Below are 16,653 nucleotides of genomic sequence, written 5' to 3'. Positions count from 1 at the left end.
GTGGGAAGACCCTCGTTAAAGGCTATATAACATGAAGACTTACAGTGCTAAACCCGAAACAGTCCAGCGTGACTGGTTCATTGTCGATGCTGATGGCAAGACTCTAGGCCGTATGGCTACAGAGATCGCTAGTCGTCTGCGTGGCAAGCACAAGCCTGAGTACACTCCGCATGTGGACACTGGCGACTACATCGTTGTAGTCAACGCAGAAAAAGTGCGTGTTACTGGAAACAAAGAGACGGATAAGCTGTATCACCGTCACACTGAGTTTCCTGGTGGCTTGAAGACCATGAGCTTTGAAAAGCTTCGTGATCATGCCCCCGAGCGCATTATTCAGAGTGCTGTTAAGGGCATGTTGCCCAAAGGCCCTCTGGGACGCGCCATGTTCCGCAAGCTGAAAGTGTACGCTGGTAGTGCTCACCCGCACACTGCACAGCAACCTAAAGAACTGAATATCTAAGGAAGCTGAAAATGGCAGATACTCAATACTACGGTACGGGTCGCCGCAAGACCTCAACTGCGCGTGTATTTATCAAGCCGGGCAGTGGCAACATCACTATCAACGAGCGTTCCTTGGAGGCCTATTTTGGTCGCGAAGTTGCCCGTATGATCGTTCGTCAGCCACTTGAGCTGACCGACAATGTTGAAAAGTTCGACGTTACTGTCACCGTTAAAGGTGGTGGTAGCTTCGGTCAGGCCGGTGCAATCCGTCACGGTTTAACCCGTGCATTGATGGCTTATGACGAAGCGTTGCGTCCTTCACTGCGCGAAGCGGGTTATGTAACTCGTGACTCTCGTGAAGTTGAACGTAAGAAAGTGGGCTTGCGCAAAGCGCGTAAGAAGCCACAGTTCTCCAAGCGTTAATTCGCACCCTGCACTGCAGGTGGACTCGAAAGGCGTGCCGATTGGCGCGCCTTTTTTGTTTCCAACCTACCCATTTGCCCCGAAACACGGCACGATCCGTGGTTATCCTTGTCAGTTGTGGTCATTTTCATTAAGATTGTGCGACTTTTTGGGGTGCATAAATTAAGCTTTTTCTTTTTTTATTTCAGTCATTTACTGGCTCTTGTAGCTGTGATGGGAGAGAAACGTCATGAGCAATGACGGTGTAAACGAGGGGCGTCGTCGTTTTTTGACAGCAGCCACCTCCGTGGTAGGCGCTGTGGGCGCTGTAGGTGTAGCGGTACCTTTTGTTGGTTCCTGGAATCCAAGTGCTAAGGCGAAAGCCGCTGGCGCGCCGGTTCGGGCTAATGTATCCAAGCTCGAGCCCGGTCAGATGATCGTTGTTGAGTGGCGCGGTAAGCCGGTTTACATCGTCCGTCGGACCGAGGAGACGTTGCAATCTTTACCTGGCATGGCCGATCAGCTGCGCGACCCAGAGTCGATCGAGCAGCAGCAACCCGCCTATGCACAAAATGAACATCGTTCGATTAAGCCAGAGTTCTTGGTGTTACTCGGACTGTGTACGCATTTGGGTTGTGCGCCAATGTATCGCCCCGATGTGGGTGCTCAGGATTTGGGTGGCGACGAATGGCTGGGCGGCTTCTTCTGCCCTTGTCACGGTTCTAAGTTTGATTTGGCCGGTCGCGTATACAAAGGCGTTCCCGCACCGATTAACTTGGAAGTTCCACCCTACACCTTTGAAACCGATTCAGTGGTACTGATCGGCGTAGATCAGGAGGCTTAAAAGAATGAAAAATTGGCTCACAGGTCTATGGGGTTGGGTTGACGAGCGCTTGCCCGTGCAGCGCGCTTGGGACACCCACATGGCGAAGTACTATGCGCCCAAAAACTTTAACTTTTGGTATTTCTTCGGTGTCTTGTCGATTCTGGTGTTAGTCAACCAGCTGCTGACCGGTATCTGGCTCACAATGAGCTACACGCCTACCGCCGAAGGTGCTTTTGCCTCCGTTGAATACATCATGCGTGATGTAGATTTCGGCTGGATAATTCGCTACATGCATTCCACCGGCGCCTCGGCGTTTTTCTTGGTGGTGTATCTGCACATGTTCCGCGGCTTGATGTATGGCTCTTACAAGGCGCCACGCGAGCTGGTGTGGATTTTCGGTATGACCATTTACGTTGCCCTGATGGCCGAAGCCTTCATGGGTTATGTGTTGCCCTGGGGCCAGATGTCCTACTGGGGTGCGCAGGTGATCGTATCGCTGTTTGGTGCAATTCCCGTGGTGGGCGACGACCTGGTACAGTGGATTCGCGGTGACTACCTGATTTCGGGTATTACCCTGAACCGCTTCTTCGCGTTGCACGTGGTGGCACTGCCCATCGTGTTACTGGCGCTGGTTGTACTGCATATTCTCGCGCTGCACGAAGTGGGTTCAAACAACCCCGATGGCGTTGAGATTAAAAAGAACAAAGATGAAAACGGTATCCCCCTTGACGGCGTGCCTTTCCATCCGTTCTACACAGTGCACGATCTGGTGGGTGTAACGGTATTCCTGTTTGCCTTCTGCTTTGTGATTTTCTTCATGCCAGAAATGGGCGGCTTCTTTTTGGAGTACGCAAACTTTGAAGAAGCGAACAATCTGAAGACACCACCTCACATTGCGCCTGTTTGGTATTTCACACCGTTCTACGCGATTTTGCGTGCGGTGACCTTCGATATTGGGCCGTTGAGCTCCAAGTTCTTGGGTCTGATTGCCATGGGTGCCGCAATAGCCATCCTGTTTGTGCTGCCTTGGTTAGACAAGAGCCCAGTAAAATCCATGCGCTACAAAGGCACCTTTAGCCGCGTTGCGTTGATCGTGTTTGCGGCATCTTTTGTGATCTTGGGTTACTTGGGTGTTAAGTCACCTACCCCAGGTCGCACGGCGCTGGCGCAGATTTGTACGATTATCTACTTCGCCTATTTTATTGGTATGCCGTTCTGGACCGTGCGAGAAAAATGCCAGCCTGAGCCAACGCGAACACAGGCGAAAGGTTTGAGCGCAGGTTTAGTGTGGGGCGGTTTCTTCCTGTTCTTGGCGCTGACCATCGTGCCCATCAAGGCGGTGGGTGCCGAGGGGCAGTACGCCTGTGGCAGCATTGAGTGTGATGTGATGGTGCCCGACTTGGAGAACAAGGAATCCCTGCAGCGCGGTGCGCAATTGTTCACCAACTATTGCATGGGTTGCCACGCCGCCAGTTTCTCACGCTTCGAGCGCGTTGCAGATGACTTGGGTATTCCGCATGACGTGATGCAGGAAAACCTGGTGTTTGGAGATCGCCGCATTGGTGAGTTGATGACCATTTCCATGGATCCAGACAAGTCCAAGGCTTGGTTTGGTGCAACGCCACCTGATTTAACACTGGTGGCTCGTGCTCGCAATCCCGAATGGCTCTACACCTATCTGCGCAATTTCTACAAAGACGATACGCGGCCGACCGGTGTCAACAACCGAGTATTCGACAAGGTGGCAATGCCCCACGCGATGCTGGAGCTTCAGGGCTTGGCGGAGTGTGCTCCCGGTCCTCGCTACGAGCATGGCCGCCCCGTTCGCGACCCTGTGACGGGTGCTGTGATTGCGGATGATCCCTGCGGTAGCCTGAAAGTGGGCGAGCAAAAGGGCACCATGAATACTGAAGAGTTTGATCAAGCTATCTATGATCTGGTGAACTTTTTGGAGTATATCGCCGAACCCTATGCGCTTGATCGCGAGCGCATCGGTGTGTATGTCCTGTTATTTTTACTAGTGCTGTTTGTGTTTGTTTTCCTACTTAATCGTGAGTATTGGAAAGACATACATTAATTGCATGCACGGCTTGGGCGGCCTGTGGTAACACAGAGCCGCCCTTGTTTATTACTGAATTGATAAAACTGAGGTGAATCCAATGGGTGCAGTCGCTAAGCGATCATCTATGACCTATTTTTCTGACGCAAGTGACCACTATAGCCATCGTGTGCGCATAGTTCTGGCAGAGAAGGGGGTAACCGTAGATGTCGAAGACATAGATCCTGAGGCCAAGCCTGCTGAACTCGCAGACCTGAATCCCTACAATTCGCTACCGACTTTAGTCGATCGCGATCTTGCGTTGTATGAAACCAAGGTCATGATGGAATATCTAGATGAGCGTTTTCCGCATCCGCCGTTGCTACCGGTTTACCCAGTGGCGCGCGCGCAAAGCCGTCTGTGGATGTATCGCATTGAGCGCGATTGGTGCCCGTTAATTAATGTGATTCTAGAGAACTCCAGCAAAGATGCAGTGACTAAAGCACGCAAAGAACTGCGTGAAAGTTTCACCGCCATAGCGCCAATTTTTGCCGAGATGCCGTTCTTCATGAGTGAAGAGTTCACCTTGGTTGATTGTTGCTTAGCGCCTATTTTCTGGCGTTTGGATGACTTGGAAATTAATATCCCACAAACCAAGGCGACCAAGCCTTTGTTTGATTACATGGATCGACTGTTCGCGAGAGAGTCTTTCCGTGAGAGCCTGACTGAGCTTGAAAAAGATATGCGCTCAGGTAAAAAGAAGTAGAAATCCAAAGGGGGCTTGGCCCCCTTTATATGTTGGCGCTGCCCTAGGGCGCCATACACGTAACACCTGTAGGAGTTCTTCCAGCATGGCAATGACGTCCAGTCGGCCTTACATGATTCGCGCGCTCTATGAGTGGATTGTGGACAACAATTGCACACCCTATATTTTGGTGGATGCTCAAGCGCAGGGTGTTGAAGTGCCCCAGCAGCATGTAAACAAAGATGGGCAAATTGTCCTTAACATCTCGCCAGGCGCGGTGATGAGTTTAAGTCTCGATAATCAGGCCATTAGTTTCAATGCCCGATTTGGCGGAATTCCTACGGATATTTATGTGCCAAGTCGAGCCGTGCTGGGTATTTACGCCCGTGAAAACGGTCAGGGCATGGTGTTTGAGCCCGAGTTGGAGCCTGAGCCAACGCCGCCGGAGCCGTCTCCGAAGAAGCCCAAGCCTGTGGCCAAGCCTGAACCGGCGGGTCGACCCAGTTTACGGGTGGTGAAATAGCGCTAGACTGTTTCGATCGGGGGCTAAGGCCCCCGTTTTTATTCCGCCACTAGGCGGTGACTATCGATGATTGCAGAGAATACCAGCATGAAAGGATTGGGGCAGTTTCACACTTTGCCAGTGGCTAAATTGTCGGATTTCGGTGCTTTTTTAGCATTGCCAGATGGCGGAGAGATTTTATTGCCCCGCCGCTTCGTTACCGATGCCCTGCAAGTGGGTGAATTTATTCGGGTCTTTGTATATTTGGACTCTGAAGATCGGCCTGTGGCCACCACGGAAACGCCAAAGGTACAGGTCGGCCAATTCGCACTATTGGAGGCGAGTGCGGTGACGCGTGTAGGCGCCTTTTTAGATTGGGGGCTCGGCAAGGAATTGCTGGTGCCGTTTGCAGAGCAACAGCGCCCAATGGAGGCGGGCCGTCACTATCTCGTGTACGTCTATGTGAATGAGCACGATGGACGCATAGTGGCGAGTTCAAAAATAGATAAGTATTTGGACAAATATCAGCCGCGCTATAAGGTCGGCCAATCAGTGGATTTGATTGTCGCCAATTCTACCGATTTGGGCTTCAAGGCTATTATTAACCACGCTCATTGGGGCGTGCTGTTTTCTTCTGAGGTGTTTCAACGGCTAAGCTTTGGCCAGCAAATCCAAGGGTTTATCAAGCGCGTGCGGCCTGATGGCAAGATCGATCTCACCTTGCAAAACAAATCTGTTCAGCGTGATCAGCTGGCTGAAAAAGTCATGGCCTATGTGGCTCGCCAAGGTGGTTTTGCGCCGCTGCATGACAAGTCAGATCCCGCTGAAATTACCCGCGCGCTAGGAATGAGTAAAGCGGCCTTTAAGCGCACCATAGGCAGCTTGTATAAAGCGGGCGAGCTTGAGCTGGAGTCCAATGGCATTCGCAGCACCAAGGATTCCGACGCCGAGTAACCTGTTCGGCGCCGGCCTTGGCGTTATTGTTGGGTTTCGCGTTCGCCAAACTGCCCTTCAAACAAGGCGCTCGATAAGTAGCGTTCGCCTGAATCGGGCAGTATGACGACAGTTGTTTTGCCGGCGTTTTCGGGTCGCTCGGCAATTTTAAGCGCCGCTGCGGTGGCTGCGCCACAGGAGATGCCGGCGAGTATGCCTTCCTCTTTCATAAGTCGATGAGCCATGGCAATGGCCTCTTCGTTACTCACCTGCACGGTATCGTCCACAAGGCTCAAATCCAAGTTGTCGGGCACGAAGCCTGCGCCTATTCCCTGAATTTTGTGGGGCGCCGGCGTGATTTCGGCCCCCGACAGTGTTTGACTGATGACGGGGGAGTGGCTGGGCTCAACAGCCACCGTGCACAGCGCTTTGCCGCGCGTAATTTTAAAATAGCGCGATACCCCGGTTATGGTACCGCCCGTCCCAACACCGGCCACTAGAATGTCTACATTGCCCTCTGTGTCGTTCCAAATTTCGGGGCCGGTGGTGGCCTCGTGAATCGCCGGATTGGCAGGGTTGGAAAATTGCTGAGGCATGAAGTGGGCTTGTGGGTTTTCTGAGGCGATGGCGCGTGCTTTTTCCATCGCGCCTTTCATGCCGAGCTCGGGTGGCGTTAGCTCTAAGTGTGCGCCAAGCGCTTTAATCAACTGGCGTCGCTCAAGGCTCATGGAGCTCGGCATCGTCAGTATTAATTTATAGCCCCGAGCCGCACAGACGTAAGCTAGCGCAATGCCGGTATTGCCGCTGGTTGGCTCTACAACCGTCATGCCTGGTTTAAGCAGCCCCTGCTTTTCTGCCTCCCAGATCATATTTGCGCCTATACGGCACTTGACGGACCCTGCGGGGTTGCGGGATTCAAGTTTGGCCAACACGCGGTGCTCTGTTAACCGGTTCAGTTGTACCAAGGGGGTATTGCCAATGGCTTGCGAGTTGTCTTGATGAATCTTTTGCATTGTATCCGTTCCCTGTTGCATTGGTATTAGTGTGTGCCCCATAGGTTTAGGGGTTAAATGCGTCTAATAATCTGTAGTGTCGCTTAAATTCGTCCAAAAACCGCTATTGGTTGTTTTTGTGTCCTGAATGAGATCAATTGCTTATATCATCACAGCATTATAATGACTATTTACATAGCGAATTCTTATTGGTGCTGTTCGACCGCCTCCTTAATACTGAGGGTGCTTCTGGTTATTGCATACCGGCCTAAAGACCGTGGCGATAGTCAGAGATGTAGCCAAAAATAAATAAAGAAGGAGGCTCTATGGCCATTTTGGAGCATACACTCGGTATTCTGCTGCACCCTGACAGTGAATGGAAAGCCATTCGCAATGAGCGCCACTCGTTTGCTCAGGTATTTTTAAGTCACGTTCCTTTTCTCGCACTTATTCCTCCAGTTGCCGCCTATTTTGGTGTGACTCAGGTTGGCTGGACCGTTGGCGATGGCGACGTGGTGAAGCTGACCGCCGAATCGGCCCTGTCTCTTTGTGTGATGACCTATTTTGCGCTTATTGTGGGCGTTTATGTACTGGGCGAATTCATTAATTGGATGGCCAAAACCTACGGCGTCACAGATTCTGCAGAGCAGCGTCACTATGAGGGCACTGCACTTGCGGTTTACATAACCACTCCCGTGTTTTTGGCGGGCATCGTAGGTGTCTACCCTGAGTTGTGGCTCAATGCCGCGGCCACCATTATTGCGGCTTGTTACGCAGTGTATTTGGTGTACGAGGGTATTCCAATTTTGATGAATATCGATAAAGAGCGCGCTTTTATGTATGCGACCTCAGTGGTGACCGTGGGATTGGTCATGCTCGTTATCGTTCGCGTCGGTACCGTTATTGTGTGGGGGATGGGTATTGGCCCCGTCTACGCGGACTGACGACGCCTAGTAACCACAATAAAAAACCCCGCTTGTGCGGGGTTTTTTATTGGCTAAAGATATTCGGGGTGGGGCATCAATTATTGCCTTCCGTTTTATCAATGATCTTATTGGCTTTAATCCAGGGCATCATCCCGCGCAACTTGTGACCGACTTGTTCAATTCCGTGTTCACCGGCAATGCGGCGCTTGGCTTTCATCACGGGGTAGCCTGCTTGGCATTCCAAAATAAAATCTCGCACAAAGCGCCCCTCTTGAATGTCCTTCAGCACGCGTTTCATCTCGGCTTTAGTTTCTTCCGTAATGATGCGCGGGCCCGTGGCATAGTCACCGTATTCGGCGGTGTTGGAAATGGAGTAGCGCATGTCGGCGATACCACCTTGGTACATGAGATCGACAATAAGTTTCAGCTCGTGTAAGCATTCAAAGTAGGCCATTTCGGGTGCGTATCCGGCTTCCACCAGTGTTTCAAAGCCTGCTTCAACCAGCGCAGAAGCGCCACCACATAACACGGCTTGCTCACCAAACAAATCCGTTTCAGTCTCTTCGCGGAAATTGGTTTCGATAATGCCAGAGCGACCGCCGCCATTAGCTGAGGCGTAGGACAGGGCCAGATCTTTAGCTTTGCCCGTTGCATCTTGATAGATCGCGATGAGCGTGGGAACTCCACCGCCCTCTAAATAGGTAGAGCGCACGGTGTGGCCTGGGCCCTTAGGGGCAACCATGATGACGTCCACATCTGTGGGTGGCTGAATCAATTGAAAGTGGATGTTCAAACCGTGGGCAAAGGCCAGCGCTGAGCCGGGTTTCAAATGAGGGCCGATTTCATTGGTATAGATCGCCGCTTGATGTTCATCCGGGCACAAGATCATTGTGACATCGGCATCTTTTACCGCATCGGCAATTTCAGCGACTTTTAAGCCGGCTTTTTCTGCTTTGGCCCAATTTGAAGAGCCTTTTCGAAGTGCCACCACAACGTTGGCAACGCCAGAATCCTTCAGGTTTTGAGCGTGGGCGTGACCCTGTGAGCCGTAACCCACGATCGCAACATTCTTTCCCTTGATGATGGAAAGGTCGCAGTCTTTGTCGTAGTAAACTTGCATGGCTAAATCCTATAGTAATGTTGCATTGGAATATGTTTTTTAGTGTTGCGTGCTTAAAGGCTCAACACCTTTTCTCCGCGGGCGATACCCGATACGCCTGTGCGCACCACTTCGAGAATGGCGCTTTCTCCAACAGACTGTACAAAGGCATCGAGCTTGTCAGAGGTGCCGGCCACCTGCACGATATAAACGCTGGGTGTGACATCGACAATTTGGCCGCGGAAAATATCTACGCATCGCTTCACCTCTTCGCGTTGATTACCGATGGCCTTGACTTTAATCAGCATCAATTCGCGCTCAATATGCGCACCTTCTGTTAAGTCCACCAACTTGACCACATCGATTAATTTATTGAGGTGCTTAGTGATCTGCTCAATTTTGTGGTCATCGCCAATAGTGGTCAAAGTTAATCGTGACAGGGTGGCGTCCTCAGTGGGGGCAACCGTCAAGCTTTCGATGTTATAGCCGCGCTGTGAAAACAGGCCAACGACCCGTGACAGCGCGCCAGGTGCGTTTTCCATCAGCACTGAAATAATCCGTCTCATTATGTGCGCTCCGTCTTACTTAACCACATGTCACGCATAGTGCCTGGCGCGATCTGCATGGGGTAAACGTGTTCGGCGGGGTCAACTTGAATGTCCATAAAGACAAGGCGGTCTTTCATGGCGAAGCATTCTTCCATCTTTGCTTGCAGCTCATCTTTGCGTTCGACGCGTATACCGACATGGCCATAGGCCTCGGCTAGCTTGACGAAATCTGGGAGCGAATCTTCATACAGTGATTCGGAGTAGCGACTGCTGTATTGCATGTCCTGCCATTGTTTCACCATGCCCAGGGCTTGGTTGTTTAAACAAATTATTTTTATGGGCAGGTGATATTGCGTGCAGGCAGACAACTCTTGAATGCACATTTGAATAGAACCTTCACCGGTTACACAGGCCACGGTGGCATCGCGGTGTGCCATCTGTACGCCCATGGCGGAGGGCAGGCCGAAGCCCATGGTGCCCAAACCGCCCGAATTGATCCAGCGGCGCGGCAGGTCGAAACCGTAGTATTGGGCCGCAAACATTTGATGCTGACCAACATCGGAGGTGATATAGGCGTCGCCACCGGTAACTTTGTGCAGCGTTTTGATCACATCTTGCGGTTTAATTAATTCGCTGCTGATGTCGTAGCGAGGCTCAATGAGAATGCCGTGACGCGCACGCCAATCTTCGATTTGCTGCCACCAGTCACCCAGCATTTTGGCATCGGGGCGCTCACTAATTTCATTGAGCAGGCCCAGCATATCTTTCATTACGCTGCCAACGGAGCCCACGATGGGGATGTCCGCAGACACGGTTTTGGAAATCGACGCGGGATCTATATCGATATGAATAATTTTCGCCTGCGGGCAGAATTTATTGGGCGTATTTGTAACGCGATCATCAAAGCGCGCACCCACGGCCAAAATGACATCGGCGTGGTGCATGGCCGTATTGGCCTCGTAGGTGCCGTGCATGCCGAGCATGCCGAGCCAGCGGCTATCCGATGCCGGAAATCCACCCAAGCCCATCAGTGTGGTGGTCACGGGAAAGTTCAGCGTGCGCGCGAATTGCGTCACGAGTTCGGAGGCGTTGCCTTGCACGACACCGCCGCCCGCATAAATGACTGGACGGCGCGCACCCATTAATAATTGAACGGCTTTGCGAATCTGCCCGCTGTGCCCCTTTTCAATGGGCGTGTACGAGCGAAGTTTGATTTTTTTTGGGTAGCTATATTCAAACTTTTCGTACGGATTGGTGACATCCTTGGGTAAATCCACAACGACGGGGCCCGGACGACCGGTCGCGGCGATGTAATAGGCTTTTTTTATGGTGGCCGGAATTTCGGCGGGATCCTTTACCAAAAAGCTGTGCTTTACGATGGGCCGCGACACGCCCACCATATCGGTTTCTTGAAAGGCATCTTCACCAATCTTATCCGATGGTACTTGGCCGGAAATGACCACCATGGGAATGGAGTCCATATAAGCCGTGGCAATACCGGTAATGGCATTGGTGGCGCCGGGGCCAGATGTGACGAGTACAGTACCGACTTTCCCGGTCGCGCGCGCATAGCCATCAGCGGCATGGGTTGCCGCCTGCTCGTGTCGCACGAGTATATGTTTAACCTTTTTCTGGCGGAAAATTGCGTCGTATATGTGCAGGGCTGATCCACCGGGATAGCCAAATATAGTGTCTACGCCTTCGTCTTGAAGTGCGCGAATTAACATGTCGCCGCCGGAAAGCAGTTCCACTTCGTTCCCCTTTTAGAATTTGCATTAATCTACGCTAAATGCGCCACTGGGCACCCATCCATACAGGTATGCCCTAACTCAATGCTGAATTAGCTTCTGATTAACCAGTACCTACGCGCTTTTAACGCTGCAGGGGCTGGAATAAGATGGCGTCGGTGGACGCATCTTCGCAACTCTGGATGGTGAGGCGGGTGGTTGACCTGCCGGGGTAGAAAAGAACTGGGTTTACCAGTATGTCTATAGCCATCTAGCGAACCAGCAATTCTGGCAATTTAGCAAATAATGTCAAGTAGCTGGCCTAAAAAGTAGCAAACGTATCGTTTTAGGCGGGTTTTGTGAGGTGCTTGGTAGGTTTTATTGCTAACAGGTAGTATAGTCTTATACTGATACCGCAACTTTGGAGTATGGATCTCGTCATGCGTATTTTGTTTCTGGCCAGTATTTTAATGATTGGCATCGCAACCTCAGACAGCGTTGTGGCTAAAGAATTTTATAAATGGGTCGACGACAATGGCGCGACCCATTACACCGTCACCCCCCCTAAAGATCGCCCATCAACGCGTGTGAATACACAGGTTGGCGGTTCAGGCGGCAAGGGCAAAAGCAATGCGATCCCCACAAGCCGCGTGCTGCCAGGTGACGAAGCAGGCTCAGCTCCCAAAGTGCCGAGCCCTAAACAAGCCCAAGCGGCTGCGGCGCCAGTGGATCCCCAGCGCTGTCAGGTGGCGCAGTCAAACATTGCCACGTTGCAGAATAATGCGCGTGTCAGAGTGACTGAACCCGACGGTAGTATCCGCTATCTTTCGGAAGCTGAGCGCAATGAAAAGATGATGGAAGCGGAAGCCGCGATGCGGGAAAGCTGCAACTAGCGCAGTAACCGCACACTAAAAAAGGCGCCTAAGGGCGCCTTTTTTAGTGCTTGCTGAATTGGCCCTTTGGTCGCGCGTTACTCGGCAATTGAGCCGCCGCTGAAATGGATTTGCTCATTGACCAGTTGGGTGATTATCGTGTCTCCCGGCGCAAACTGCCCCTCTAAAATTGCCTGGGCCAGAGGGTTTTCGACGATGTGCTGGATGGCACGCTTAAGCGGGCGAGCGCCGTACACAGGGTCGTAGCCCGCTGCCAAGATTTTTTCCATTACCTCGTCCGAGAGCTCCAGATGCAATTCTCGCTCTTTCAAGCGCTTTTCTAGCAGTGCCAGCTGAAGTTGTGCAATGCCGCGTATTTGATCGCGCCCCAGTGGGTGGAAGACCACGGCCTCGTCTATACGATTGATAAACTCGGGGCGAAAGTGTTGACTGACAACCTCCATGACCGCGTTTTTCATAACTTCATATTGGTCGTCGCCAGCTTCTGCCAACGCTTGAATGCGATCTGAGCCCAAGTTGGATGTCATGACAATCACGGTGTTGCGAAAATCCACCGTGCGACCTTGTCCGTCCGTCAACCTGCCGTCGTCCAGCACTTGCAGCAAGATATTGAATACATCGGGGTGCGCTTTTTCCACTTCATCCAGCAGCAGTACGGAGTAGGGTTTGCGCCGCACGGCCTCGGTCAAATAGCCGCCTTCTTCATAACCCACATAGCCGGGCGGCGCGCCGATCAACCTTGCGACTGAGTGCTTCTCCATAAATTCCGACATATCGATGCGCACCATGGCCTCGGGCGTGTCGAATAAAAACTCTGCCAATGCTTTGCAAAGTTCGGTCTTACCTACACCCGTCGGCCCTAAAAACAGAAAGGAGCCGTTGGGCCGATTCGGGTCGGAAAGCCCCGCGCGTGAGCGGCGCACTGCATTGGCGACGGCATTTACGGCCTCCGCTTGTCCGATAACTTTCTTATGCAGCGCCGCCTCCATTTTCAGCAATTTTTCACGCTCGCCTTCGAGCATCTTGCTAACTGGAATGCCTGTCCATTTGGAAACGACTTCGGCAATTTCTTCCTCTGTTACCTTGTTGCGCAGCAGTTTCATTTCCATCATTTCGGCTTGGCTAGCCATGTCGAGCTGCTTTTCAAGCTCGGGAATAATGCCGTATTGCAGCTCTGACATGCGGGCTAGGTCGCCCGCGCGTCGCGCTGACTCCATGTCGAGGCGCGCTTGCTCTAAGCTGCTCTTGATATCTTGTGAGCCACTTAACGCGGCTTTTTCGGTGCGCCAAATTTCTTCGAGGTCTGCAAACTCGCGCTCTACTTTGTCAATTTCGCCGTCGAGCATTAACAATTGTTTTCGGGCTGCATCAGTTTCATCTTTTTTGACGGCCTCGCGTTCAATTTTCAATTGAATGAGGCGACGTTCGAGGCGATCCATCTCCTCCGGTTTCGAATCGATTTCCATACGAATGCGGCTAGCGGCTTCGTCCACTAGGTCGATGGCTTTATCGGGTAATTGCCGGTCGGTAATGTAGCGCTGTGACAATTTGGCGGCTGCGATGATGGCTGAATCAGTAATGTCGACGCCATGATGGACTTCGTAGCGCTCTTTTAAGCCTCGAAGTATAGCGATGGTGTCTTCTTCGCTGGGTTCGTCAACGAGGACTTTCTGAAAACGCCGTTCTAAGGCGGCATCCTTTTCTATAAATTGACGATATTCATTGAGTGTGGTGGCGCCGACACAGTGCAGCTCACCGCGCGCCAGTGCGGGTTTTAACATGTTGCCCGCATCCATGGCGCCCTCTGCTTTCCCTGCACCCACCATGGTGTGTAATTCATCTATAAATAGAATGATGCGGCCTTCCTGCTTGGCCAGTTCATTCAATACATTTTTAAGTCGTTCTTCAAACTCGCCTCGAAATTTGGCGCCGGCCAGTAGTGAACCTAAGTCTAAGGAGAGTAAGCGTTTATTTTTCAGCCCCTCTGGCACTTCTCCGTTGATTATGCGCTGAGCCAACCCTTCAACGATTGCGGTTTTACCCACGCCCGGTTCACCGATAAGTACGGGGTTGTTCTTTGTGCGACGTTGTAAGACTTGAATGGTGCGTCGAATTTCATCGTCGCGACCAATCACTGGGTCGAGCTTGCCGGCTTCTGCGCGGGCGGTGAGATCGATGGTAAATTTTTCCAGCGCTTGACGGTTGCCTTCGGCGTCGGGACTTTCAACAGTTTCACCACCACGGACACGATCTACCGCGTCGCGCAATCGTTTGAGGTCACCAAATTGATTGAGCATGGTGGCCATTTCACTGCGGCCTTCTTCCATGGCGGCGAGCAATAGTGTTTCACTGGAAATAAATTTGTCGCCCGCTTTTTGCGCGTGTTTGTCGGCCAAATTTAAAAGTCGACCAAGCTCGGGTGACATGTGGACATCACCGGTCGGGTTTTGAATGCGCGGTAAGTGGTCCAGCCGTTTGGCCAACTCATTGCGCAAGCCAGTGACATCAAAACCTGCCTGTGCCAGGAGTGGGCGAATCATGCCCCCTTGCTGATCCAGTAAGGCCAACAGCAAGTGGCTGGGCTCTAGGTGCGGGTGGTCGCGGCCAACTGCCAGCGACTGGGCGTCGGACAGCGCGATTTGCAATTGGTTTGTCAGTCGATCAATGCGCATGGCTAACCTCAAAGATGATTGCACTTACCATAATAGGTGAGGGTAGCAGTCAGAGAATTCAAGCGTGGTGCGATTGTCACTCGATATTTTAGTGGCGCCCGGCTTTTTACGTGTCCGGTTTACCGGCGCCAAATTAAACTGGCCATGCGCCCGGTGGTGCCATCGCGGCGATAGGAGTAAAAATGCTCAGCGTCTGTAACGGTACAAAAATCGCCGCCGTATACTGCGTGCACGTGACTTTGACTCAGTGCTAGGCGCGCCAATAGGTAGAGGTCGGCGAAAAATTTTAGTGGCTTATGCGCCGGTATAAATGCGGCGGCAATGGCGTCTGCGGCTTCGGCGGAGGCGGCGAGCTCAAAAAAGGCCTCTAACACGTCTACGCCCACTTCAAATTTTTGGCTGCCGATGGCGGGCCCGAGGTAGGCCAGCAGTTGATCTGCCTGCGCATCAAATTGCGCGACTGCCTTGGCTACGATGCCCTTGGCGAGCCCGCGCCAGCCGGCGTGCACGGCGGCGACCTGATGGCCATCGCGGTCACACAGTAAAATCGGTAGGCAATCGGCGGTGAGCACGGCACAGGCTAGCCCGGTTTCCGTGGTCGTTGCACCGTCGGCGGTGCGGGTGAGCCCGTCACTGGCGGCATGGACAATATCGGTGCCGTGGACTTGCTCAAGCCATTGAATGTGCTGGATATTTAGTTGTTGGGCCAAGGTCGAGCGGTTGGCCTGTACTGCGTCAAGTTGGTCGTCCACATGCAACCCGAGGTTGGCGGAGGCATAGGGCCCGCGACTGGCGCCGCCCACTCGGGTGGAGATGGCCGCACCGATATTGGCCGGTGCGGGCCAGTCGGGTGTGATGAGTTTAATGTCCTTGGCCAAGACCATCCTCCTGCGACAATTGCGTGAGCAGCGCTTCGAAGTCAGCTGGCCGGGGGGCCTGCCACTGCATGGGTTCGCCGCTGGCGGGGTGCAGTAGCCCCAGTTGCGTTGCATGTAAGGCCTGACGAGGGAAGGCCAGTAACGCTTCGCGCATGTCGCTGCTCAAGCCCGCCGCCAATTGTCGGCCCCCTGCGTAGGTTTGATCGCCCACCAACGGATGCTTTAACCAAGCCATATGGACTCTAATCTGGTGGGTGCGACCGGTGGCGAGCTGGCAGCGCACGAGGGTGTAATGTAAAAACCGCTTTTGAATACTGTAGTGGGTAATCGCCTCTTTGCCGTGTTCGACCACCGCCATTTTGGTTCTTTGGGTGGGGTGGCGGCCGATGGGCTGCTCCACGGTGCCGCCGGCAATCATCCGGCCGAGCGTCAGGGCGTCGTATTCGCGCTTGACAGTGCGGGCCTGCAGCTGGGCCACCAAATCAGTCTGTGCTGTTAGCGTTTTGGCCACCACCATGAGCCCCGTAGTATCTTTATCAAGCCGGTGCACAATGCCTGCTCGGGGGATGTTTTGCAGCGCTGCGCAATGGTGGAGCAGCGCGTTAAGCAGGGTGCCATCGGCGTTGCCCGCACCCGGATGCACAACCAGCCCGGCGGGCTTATTGAGCACCAGCAGGTGTTCATCCTCGTACACAATGTCCAGATCCATGGCCTGGGGTGCCCAGTCGCCAGCGGCCTCAAGTGTGGCTTGTAGGCTGAGCGTTTCGCCGCCGTAGCACTTGTCTTTGGGTTTACAGACCTTGCCATCTAGGCGCAGGGCCCCTGTTTTTATCCAGCTCTGCAGGCGCGAGCGGGAGTAGTCGGGGAAAAGATCACTGGCCAGGGTATCTACCCGGGCACCACCGGCGCTGACGGGGACGCGGGCTTCTAGTTGGATTTGTTGGCTATCCGTTGACATGGGGGTTTGGTATCTTGTGCGGCTGTGTTTAAATGGCTGCCTAGTTTACGCGCTGTGGCCCAATAACCCTAGC

The 16,653-nt window shown here is 52.9% G+C and carries 16 protein-coding genes; 9 read left to right on the top strand and 7 right to left on the bottom strand.

All coding sequences use genetic code 11. The annotated features are described in order from the left end of the window. Positions 1-31: 31 nt before the first annotated feature. The 7 genes from rplM (at position 32) to FHS30_RS11500 (ending at position 5,908) form a co-directional block, all read left to right on the top strand. On the top strand, positions 32-460 hold the full coding sequence (gene rplM / locus FHS30_RS11530; RefSeq protein WP_183910629.1) for a 50S ribosomal protein L13: 429 nt from the start codon (positions 32-34) through the stop codon (positions 458-460). An 11-nt stretch (positions 461-471) separates the two neighbouring features. Then, complete coding sequence (rpsI, locus tag FHS30_RS11525; RefSeq protein ID WP_183910628.1) at positions 472-864, top strand: 30S ribosomal protein S9; 393 nt, start codon at positions 472-474, stop codon at positions 862-864. Between the two features lie 229 nt (positions 865-1,093). Continuing rightward, positions 1,094-1,687, top strand: coding sequence for a ubiquinol-cytochrome c reductase iron-sulfur subunit (petA, locus tag FHS30_RS11520; protein ID WP_183910627.1), 594 nt, complete (start codon positions 1,094-1,096; stop codon positions 1,685-1,687). A 4-nt stretch (positions 1,688-1,691) separates the two neighbouring features. Then, positions 1,692-3,746 carry a ubiquinol-cytochrome c reductase gene (locus FHS30_RS11515; protein WP_183910626.1) on the top strand — a complete coding sequence of 685 codons (2,055 nt, stop codon included), beginning with the start codon at positions 1,692-1,694 and terminating at the stop codon, positions 3,744-3,746. Positions 3,747-3,828: 82 nt separating this feature from the next. After that, complete coding sequence (locus tag FHS30_RS11510; protein ID WP_183910625.1) at positions 3,829-4,473, top strand: glutathione S-transferase N-terminal domain-containing protein; 645 nt, start codon at positions 3,829-3,831, stop codon at positions 4,471-4,473. Positions 4,474-4,558: 85 nt separating this feature from the next. Then, complete coding sequence (locus FHS30_RS11505; RefSeq protein ID WP_183910624.1) at positions 4,559-4,975, top strand: ClpXP protease specificity-enhancing factor; 417 nt, start codon at positions 4,559-4,561, stop codon at positions 4,973-4,975. Between the two features lie 66 nt (positions 4,976-5,041). After that, positions 5,042-5,908 carry a CvfB family protein gene (locus tag FHS30_RS11500; protein WP_246341291.1) on the top strand — a complete coding sequence of 289 codons (867 nt, stop codon included), beginning with the start codon at positions 5,042-5,044 and terminating at the stop codon, positions 5,906-5,908. A 23-nt stretch (positions 5,909-5,931) separates the two neighbouring features. On the opposite strand, the gene cysK is transcribed toward FHS30_RS11500, so the two are convergent. Further along, positions 5,932-6,900 (bottom strand): cysteine synthase A, encoded by a 969-nt coding sequence (gene cysK, locus FHS30_RS11495; protein WP_183910623.1) that lies wholly within the window; start codon positions 6,898-6,900, stop codon positions 5,932-5,934. Positions 6,901-7,205: 305 nt separating this feature from the next. Between cysK and FHS30_RS11490 the strand changes: the two genes are divergently transcribed. Then, positions 7,206-7,823: a Yip1 family protein gene (locus FHS30_RS11490; RefSeq protein WP_183910622.1), complete on the top strand. Its 618-nt coding sequence runs from the start codon at positions 7,206-7,208 to the stop codon at positions 7,821-7,823. A gap of 76 nt (positions 7,824-7,899) precedes the next feature. Here FHS30_RS11490 and ilvC read toward each other — a convergent pair whose 3' ends face one another. The 3 genes from ilvC to FHS30_RS11475 are packed head-to-tail and all read right to left on the bottom strand — an operon-like array spanning position 7,900 to position 11,203. Further along, the gene (gene ilvC / locus FHS30_RS11485) at positions 7,900-8,925 is read right to left on the bottom strand and encodes a ketol-acid reductoisomerase (RefSeq protein ID WP_183910621.1); all 1,026 of its coding nucleotides are present in this window, start codon (positions 8,923-8,925) and stop codon (positions 7,900-7,902) included. Between the two features lie 53 nt (positions 8,926-8,978). Then, positions 8,979-9,470, bottom strand: a complete 492-nt coding sequence (ilvN, locus tag FHS30_RS11480) for an acetolactate synthase small subunit (RefSeq protein ID WP_183910620.1) — start codon at positions 9,468-9,470, stop codon at positions 8,979-8,981. After that, on the bottom strand, positions 9,470-11,203 hold the full coding sequence (locus FHS30_RS11475) for an acetolactate synthase 3 large subunit (RefSeq protein ID WP_183910619.1): 1,734 nt from the start codon (positions 11,201-11,203) through the stop codon (positions 9,470-9,472). Before FHS30_RS11475 ends, ilvN begins: the two co-directional genes overlap by 1 nt. Before the next feature lie 416 nt (positions 11,204-11,619). On the opposite strand from FHS30_RS11475, the gene FHS30_RS11470 reads away from it, so the two are divergent. Then, positions 11,620-12,072 carry a DUF4124 domain-containing protein gene (locus FHS30_RS11470; RefSeq protein WP_183910618.1) on the top strand — a complete coding sequence of 151 codons (453 nt, stop codon included), beginning with the start codon at positions 11,620-11,622 and terminating at the stop codon, positions 12,070-12,072. Between the two features lie 77 nt (positions 12,073-12,149). Here the strand turns inward: FHS30_RS11470 and clpB are convergent, their stop codons facing one another. The 3 genes from clpB to rluD all read right to left on the bottom strand — a co-directional run bounded on the left by clpB (position 12,150) and on the right by rluD (position 16,580). Beyond that, positions 12,150-14,744, bottom strand: coding sequence for an ATP-dependent chaperone ClpB (gene clpB / locus FHS30_RS11465; RefSeq protein WP_183910617.1), 2,595 nt, complete (start codon positions 14,742-14,744; stop codon positions 12,150-12,152). Between the two features lie 119 nt (positions 14,745-14,863). Further along, positions 14,864-15,622, bottom strand: coding sequence for a peptidoglycan editing factor PgeF (gene pgeF, locus FHS30_RS11460; protein ID WP_246341290.1), 759 nt, complete (start codon positions 15,620-15,622; stop codon positions 14,864-14,866). Continuing rightward, positions 15,606-16,580, bottom strand: coding sequence for a 23S rRNA pseudouridine(1911/1915/1917) synthase RluD (gene rluD, locus FHS30_RS11455; protein WP_183910615.1), 975 nt, complete (start codon positions 16,578-16,580; stop codon positions 15,606-15,608). The genes pgeF and rluD overlap by 17 nt, the downstream gene beginning before the upstream one ends. Between the last annotated feature and the right edge of the window lie 73 nt (positions 16,581-16,653).

It is taken from the genome of Simiduia aestuariiviva (assembly GCF_014192475.1).
Taxonomy (GTDB): domain Bacteria; phylum Pseudomonadota; class Gammaproteobacteria; order Pseudomonadales; family Cellvibrionaceae; genus Simiduia; species Simiduia aestuariiviva.
The sequence above is the reverse complement of the archived record's forward strand: the minus strand, read 5'-3'. Positions and strand labels throughout refer to the sequence as shown.